Source organism: Kitasatospora sp. NPDC089797, from assembly GCF_040684795.1.
In the GTDB taxonomy this organism is placed as follows: domain Bacteria; phylum Actinomycetota; class Actinomycetes; order Streptomycetales; family Streptomycetaceae; genus Kitasatospora.
In genome coordinates, this window is record NZ_JBFBGS010000027.1 from 125,235 (window position 1) to 131,798 (window position 6,564).

General features: G+C 71.8%; 7 protein-coding genes. 4 read left to right on the top strand and 3 right to left on the bottom strand.

Going from position 1 to position 6,564, the window contains the following annotated elements; all coding sequences use genetic code 11:
• Positions 1–55: 55 nt before the first annotated feature.
• Entirely contained in the window at positions 56–766 is a 711-nt protein-coding gene (locus tag AB0O91_RS22915; protein ID WP_363436032.1) for a peptidylprolyl isomerase, read from the bottom strand.
• A 289-nt stretch (positions 767–1,055) separates the two neighbouring features.
• The gene (locus AB0O91_RS22920) at positions 1,056–1,697 is read right to left on the bottom strand and encodes a TetR/AcrR family transcriptional regulator (RefSeq protein ID WP_363436033.1); all 642 of its coding nucleotides are present in this window, start codon (positions 1,695–1,697) and stop codon (positions 1,056–1,058) included.
• Between the two features lie 94 nt (positions 1,698–1,791).
• Between AB0O91_RS22920 and AB0O91_RS22925 the strand changes: the two genes are divergently transcribed.
• Both AB0O91_RS22925 and AB0O91_RS22930 read left to right on the top strand, forming a co-directional pair.
• The gene (locus tag AB0O91_RS22925; RefSeq protein WP_363436035.1) at positions 1,792–2,457 is read left to right on the top strand and encodes a CatB-related O-acetyltransferase; all 666 of its coding nucleotides are present in this window, start codon (positions 1,792–1,794) and stop codon (positions 2,455–2,457) included.
• A 176-nt stretch (positions 2,458–2,633) separates the two neighbouring features.
• Positions 2,634–3,635 (top strand): DMT family transporter, encoded by a 1,002-nt coding sequence (locus tag AB0O91_RS22930; RefSeq protein ID WP_363436037.1) that lies wholly within the window; start codon positions 2,634–2,636, stop codon positions 3,633–3,635.
• Between the two features lie 13 nt (positions 3,636–3,648).
• Here AB0O91_RS22930 and AB0O91_RS22935 read toward each other — a convergent pair whose 3' ends face one another.
• Entirely contained in the window at positions 3,649–4,224 is a 576-nt protein-coding gene (locus AB0O91_RS22935) for a hypothetical protein (RefSeq protein WP_363436039.1), read from the bottom strand.
• 188 nt (positions 4,225–4,412) lie between these two features.
• Between AB0O91_RS22935 and AB0O91_RS22940 the strand changes: the two genes are divergently transcribed.
• Complete coding sequence (locus tag AB0O91_RS22940; protein WP_363436041.1) at positions 4,413–5,540, top strand: histidine kinase; 1,128 nt, start codon at positions 4,413–4,415, stop codon at positions 5,538–5,540.
• Positions 5,537–6,232 (top strand): response regulator transcription factor, encoded by a 696-nt coding sequence (locus AB0O91_RS22945; protein ID WP_363436043.1) that lies wholly within the window; start codon positions 5,537–5,539, stop codon positions 6,230–6,232. The genes AB0O91_RS22940 and AB0O91_RS22945 overlap by 4 nt, the downstream gene beginning before the upstream one ends.
• The last annotated feature ends 332 nt before the right edge of the window (positions 6,233–6,564 follow it).

The following is a 6,564-nucleotide window of genomic DNA, read 5'->3' on the forward strand; positions in this document are numbered from 1 at the left end:
ACGGTGGTGCTGCCACCGTACGGGAGCGGCAACGGGGGTGAGGCCGGGCGCTCGGTCAGTGCCTGCCGATCTTCACGTGGCGGATGTTCACGGGGACATTGGGGTAGCCGTCGCCCGGGCCGTTCTGGTCGTCCTCGCCGGCGGCGGCGATCTTCTGCAGGACGTCCAGGCCCGCCGTGACCCGGCCGAACGGGGTGTAGGCGGGGGAGAGCTTGGTGTCCTTCCAGACGATGAAGAACTGGCTGCCGTTGGTGTTCGGTCCGGCGTTGGCCATGGCCACGGTGCCCGCCGGGTAGGTGGCTCCGGTCAGGTTCTCGTCCGGGAAGGAGTAGCCCGGACCGCCGCTGCCCGTGCCGGTCGGGTCGCCGCACTGCAGGACGTAGATCCGCTGGGTGGTGAGGCGGTGGCAGTGACTGCGGTCGAAGTAGTCGTGCTCGGCGAGGTACCGGAACGAGAAGGTGGTGCAGGGCGCCTTGTCGGTCAGTGCCTCGAAGGTGATCGCACCCTGGTTGGTCCGCAGCGTGGCGTGGTAGGGGCGGGCGGCCTTCGCGGCGTCGAAGACCGGGATGCCCTTGAAGTTGTCGGCAGGGACAGCGGGTGTGTAGGTGCAGGCCGCGCTCGGAGCGGGGGTGGCGCCGGTCGGGGCCGCGACGGCGGTGCCGGTGCCAGCCGCGAGCGGGAGGACGGTGGCGGCGGCGACCAGTGCCCAGTGCTTGCGCTTCACGTGACGGGCCTTCCGTGGGGTGGTGGACGGCGTGCTTGTCATGGGGGCATCATCCACGGCCGGATGGGTCTCCGGTAGGGGGCGGGACGGCTGGGGCTCCTCTGCTCGGTGGGCGTTGGAGGACGGTCATGTTCCTTCTGGGGCCGGAGAGTTCGATCGGTTGCTGGTTGCTGGTTGCTGGTTGCTGGTTGCTGGTTGCTGGTTGCTGGTTGCGGGCCTCCTTTGCTCGTCGGCTGTCGGCGGTCGGCGGTCGGCGGTCGGCGGTCGTTGGCGTGGCGCTCGTCGGAGTGGTCGTCGGGCCGGCCTCGGTGTCCGCGGGGCCGGGCCGTGTCTACGGGGTGGGCGGGGCCGACGAGAACAGCCCGGTGCGGGCCGCCAGGGCGGCGGCGTCGGCGGCCCGCTCGGCGGTGCGGGAGTCCAAGGGCTCACCGGTGACGAACAGCCGGTAGTAGAGCGGGGCGGTGGCGGCCGCGATCACCTCGGCGCCGTCCGTCCCCGGTGGCAACTCGCCCCGCGCGACGGCCCGTTCGGCGACCTCGGCGGCCTGTCGGTGGCGAGCCGCGAAGAAGTCGCGCAGGGCGGCCGCGCCGGTGTCGGAACGCTGGGCGGCGGAGATCAGCGCGGTGGGGGTGGGGCCCTGTTCGGGGTCGGTGAAGACGCTGAACACCTCCTGGTTGATCCGGCGGAGGTCCTCCTGGAGGTCTCCGGTGTCGGGCAGCGGCCAGGGCTGGTCGGCCGAGGCGGTCAGCGCGTCCGCGACCAGGCCGTCGACTCCGCCCCACCGCCGGTAGAGGGTCGCCTTGTGGACACCGGAGCGCGCTGCGACCGCCTCGGCGGTGAGCCCGTCGTAGCCCTTCTCCGTGACCTCGGCGAGCGTGGCGGCGACCACGTCCGCGCGGACCCTGGCGCTGCGTCCGCCCGGGCGCGGGGTCGGCGTGCGCGGGCGCTGATCAGAGTGGAGGGGATCGCTCAAAGTCGACTCCAGTCGCATTAAGGCTTGCCGCGGGATGGGCGTCGTGCAATGCTCATCGTAACGCGACGTGAGTCGCATTACGCGAGGAGTCTGCGTGACCGCCACAGCCATCCCCGACCCGACTGTTCTGCACCCGCTCGCCGGCCACGACCGGGTGGTCCTGCTGCGCCCACTCGTCACCGACCCCAGGATCGAGGTCGGCGAGTACACCTACTTCGACGACCCCGACGGAGCCACCCGCTTCGAGGAGTGCAACGTCCTCTACGCGTACGGCCCCGAACGGCTGGTGATCGGCAAGTACTGCGCGATCGCCACCGCGACCCGCTTCCTGATGGCCGGGGCCGCCCACCCGGCCATCGGTGTCTCCACCTTCCCCTTCACGATGTTCGGTGGCAGCTGGACCGAACAGACCCTCGACATCGTCACGGGACTGCCCACCCGGGGCGACACCGTGGTCGGCAACGACGTCTGGTTCGGCTTCGGTGTGACCGTCCTGCCCGGCGTCCGGATCGGAACCGGAGCGATCATCGCGGCCGGCGCGGTGGTCACCGCCGACGTCGAGCCCTACACGATCGTCGGCGGCAACCCCGCCCGCCCGATCCGGCGCCGCTTCGACGACGCCGACATCGACCGCCTGCTCCGAGCCGCCTGGTGGGACTGGCCGGTCGAGCTCGTCACCGAGCACGTCCGCGCCATCATGTCCGGCACCCCAGCCGACATCGAGGCCATCGCCGCGACGAACGGCCTGCTCGCCTCCTGACCCGTCGACACCTCGAAGGGGCATTGATCACCGGCGGGCCGGTGCGCGAAGATGGCGCACCCCTGTTCCATCCCTCACCCCGTCCGCCGCTGAGCCACACGCCCAGCTCCTGGGTCCGTCCGACGCCGTACGGTCCTCGCACCCGTCGGTTCCGTTCGCTCGGAGGGATCCTCCTCATGCGTGCCTCCCTGTCCTCGTCCTCGTCGGTCCTTCGTGATCTGCCGGTCCTACTCGTGGCAGTGGTGTGGGGGTCGAGCTTCCTCGCCGTCCAACGGGTGGCCGAGCCGGGAACGGTCGTGGCGATGCTCGTACTGCGATTCGGGCTGGTACTACCGCTGCTGGGGCTCGCCGCGTGGCGGGCCCTGCGGAGGCTGAGCCGCACCGAGTGGCTCGGCGGCGCCGCGCTGGGCCTGGTCCTCAGCGGGATCTTCCTGCTGGAGACCTACGGGGCGGTGCACACCTCCGCCACCAACGCCGGGCTGATCATCAGCCTCGCCATGGTGCTCACCCCGCTCGGCGAGAGCGCCCTCGGCCGTACCGCGCCACCACGTGCCTTCCTGACGGCCGCCGGGCTGGCGGTCCTCGGCGTCGCCCTGCTCACCGGCGACGGAGGGCTGCGCCCGCCCGCGCTCGGTGATCTGTTGGTGCTGGGCGCCGCCCTGGTCCGTTCGGCGTACGTCCTGGCGATGGCCCGCAGCCGGGCCGTCCGGAACACCGACATGCTCGCCCTCACCTGGGTCCAACTGGCGGTTGCCACCGCTGTGTTCTCGGTCGTGGCGCTGGCCGTCGGTCCCGTTCCGTGGAGCGTCGCGCTGTCGTATGGAGCCGGCCAGTGGGCCTGGCTGCTGCACCTGTCCTTGTTCTGCACCCTGTTCGCCTTCTTCGTTCAGATGTGGGCCGTCCGGGCCACCTCGCCGTCCCGGGTCAGCCTGCTGCTCGGTACCGAACCGCTGTGGGCCGCCGTCTTCGGCATCACCATCGCCGGAAACCGGATGGGCCCGCTCGCGCTGCTCGGAGGAGCCCTGGTGCTGGTCGCGACCGAGTGGGGCCGCCGGACCGCACCCGCACCCGAACCCGCATCGCACCAGGTCGAGGCCGAAGTCGCCGACGACGCCCCGGGTGTCAGCGAGTCAGGAACCGGTACCGCTCTGGCGAACTCCCCGTCGGCCCGGGCCTGACCCGCCGCCGCGCTCATCGAGCCCACAGAGTCCGACGGGCGTAGTCGAGGGCGACCGCGCCGAGCAGCGGCCCCCAAGCGACCAGGGGAAGGTAGGCAAGGGTCATCACCAATGCGCCGACGCCGTGCGGCGAGTCCGGCTCCGCAAGGTTTCCGGCCCAGCCCCCGAACAGGGCGACCAGCCCTGTCCTGGTCAGGAGGAGCGAGCCGAGCAGAGCGGGGACGACGGCTAACAGCGGGCGCACCCGTCGGCCGCCGAGCAGCGGGATCCAGTACGGCACCACGTGGCCCCAGGGTCGGACCAGGCCGACGGTCAGGAAGGCCAGCCCCTCGGCCAACGCGCTCAGGGCCACGCAGTAGACCGTGCCCCAGCCCGGCTGGTGCGCGGAGAAGGCGGCGTAGGTCGTTCCCGTGAACCCGACCGGGACGCCGAAGCCGAACGCGATCCGCCACAGCCCCGACGGGACGGTGCTCAGCGCCGCAGCCTTGGCCGCCAGTTCGGCCCAGCGCGGTGCCGGCGGAGCCACGCGGGGCGGAACGCCGGGTGTTGCGGGGACGGCCGCCCGGGCCTTGATCATGAGCTTCGACATGGTGCTGGACTCCTCTCCGGTGCGACCCCGGTGGCCGCCCCGATGGCTCAAGACTGGACCCCCTCGGGTGGTGGCGGCAGATGTCGATCGGCCTGTTCTCCCAGGTCAAAACCCCCGTGAAATATGCCGATCGGCACAGGCAGCCGACCTCCGCCGCGTCCTAATGTGGTCGTCGTCGAAGGAAGGTGATGACGATGAGTCAGCTGCTCTCGCTGGTCGTCCCGGTCGTGCTGCTGGTCGGTTGGGCGATCCGGGCGCGCCTCGGGACGACGGTCGTCACGGGTGTGGCCGGAGCCGTCTCCGTGGTGGTCACTGCGGGCGTCTGGGTCGCCGGCCGCTGGTCGGAATCGGACCGCTGGCCGGGCCTGGTCGGCCTGTTCGAGCTGGCCGGCCTGTTGCTGCTGGTCGTGCTCACCCTCAGGGCCGAGGACGGGCGGGCCTGCGCGGCGGCGGTCTGGACGGTGGGCGGCGCGGTCTCGCTCTGGGTGTCCCGCTTCGCGGTCGGGAGCGGTCCCCGGTCCGTCCTCACCCTCTTCGGCTTCGGGGCGACCTTCTCCCTCCCGGCCGTCCTGGTCGGGCTCTACCTGCGCGGGCTCGACGAGGGCCGCCACCGGGCCGTGGTCGAGGCCCGGCGCGCCCAGCGGCTCGAACTGGCCCACGACCTGCATGACTTCGTGGCACACGACGTCAGCGGGATGGTCGCCCAGGCCCAGGCCGGTGCCTACCTGGCCTCGGTCGACCCGGTTCGGGCGGCGGCCGTGTTCGACCGGATAGAGCAGGCCGGGCAGCGGGCCCTGGCATCACTGGATCGAACGGTCCAACTGCTGCGCGCGGAGGAGGGGAGCGAGCGCAGCCCCCAGCCGGGGCTCACTGAACTCACCGAGGTCACCGAGCGGTTCACCGCCTCGGGTGGTCCGGAGGTCCGCCTGGAGCTGCCGGACCAGCCGGTGCCGAGGGAAGCGGCGGGGACGGTCCACCGGATCGTGGTGGAGGCGCTGACCAACGTCCGCCGGCACGCTCAGGACGCCCACCGGATCGAGGTGAGGGTCGGCTGCGCCGGGGAGTGGCTGGAGCTGACGGTGACGAACGACGGCCTGGTTCCCGGTTCAGCAGTCCGCCCCCGCCGAGGCGGCGGCAGTGGACTGCTGGGGCTGGCGGCGCGGGTGGAGGGATTGGGCGGGATCTTCGAGGCGCGGGCACACGACCAGGGGGTCTGGCGAGTGACCGCGAGGCTGCCGCTGGCAGGGCGGGAGGGCCCGGAGCGGTCGGAGGCCTCGATGAGGAATGGCACGGGTGCAAGGGAGCGGAGCGGATGAGCAGGAGTGCAGGGTCGATCCGGATCCTGGTCGCTGATGATCAGGCCGATGTCCGCAGCGCGTTCCGAATGATTCTGGACGTCCAGCCGGACATGACCGTGGTCGCCGAGGCTGCGGACGGTGCCGCGGCGGTGGAGGAAGCGAAGAGACTGCGGCCCGATGTGGTGCTTGCGGACATTCGGATGCCGAAGCTCGACGGTTTGGAGGTCACACGGCAGTTGTCCGGCCAGTGCAAGGTGATCGTGGTGACCACCTTCGACCTGGACGAGTACGTGCACACGGCCCTGCGGCATGGCGCGGCGGGCTTCCTGCTGAAGCGCTCGGGGCCGGTGCTGCTGATCGAGGCGATCCGGGCGGCGATGGCTGGGGATGCGCTGATCAGTCCGCAGGTCACTGTCCGGCTGTTGCGACACATGGCCCTGGCGGGCGCCGATCCAGCGCCCGGGCCGGCGGTCGGGGTCGGTGTGACGGGCCCGTTGATAGCCGGCCCGGTGGAGGAACTGACCGAGAGGGAACGGGAGATCGCTGAGCTGGTGGCCGACGGAGCGACCAATGCCGAGGTCGGCGCCGGGCTCTTCATCTCACCGGGAACGGTGAAGAACCACCTCGCCAACATCCAACGAAAGCTCGGCGCCCGTAACCGGGTGGGCGTCGCGTCCTGGGTGTGGGAGCAGGCAGCCGCCAACCGGTAAGCGGCTCCTGGTCCGGAGAGCGAGAGAGGCCAATGGAGGAAGCCCGCGCAAGAGCGAGGCCCGAGCGGAGAGGGAGGAAGGGCGAAGGCGGGCCCCGGGACAGGAGGGCCGCAGAGGGAAGCTGGGCCTGCCCAGAACGGGAGGCGGAGCCGCGGGAGCGGAGGCGAGGTAGGGCCCGCGCCGGGAGGCGAAGACGGAGGCGGAGGCGGAGGCGGAGGCGGAGGGCAGGGAGGCGGGGCAAGTCCCCCAGGACCCCACAGGCTGCCGGGGCTGCGAGCGCGCAGCAGCCCCGCGCTGGGACCGGCGCCGGTCCCAGCGCGGGGCTGCTGCGC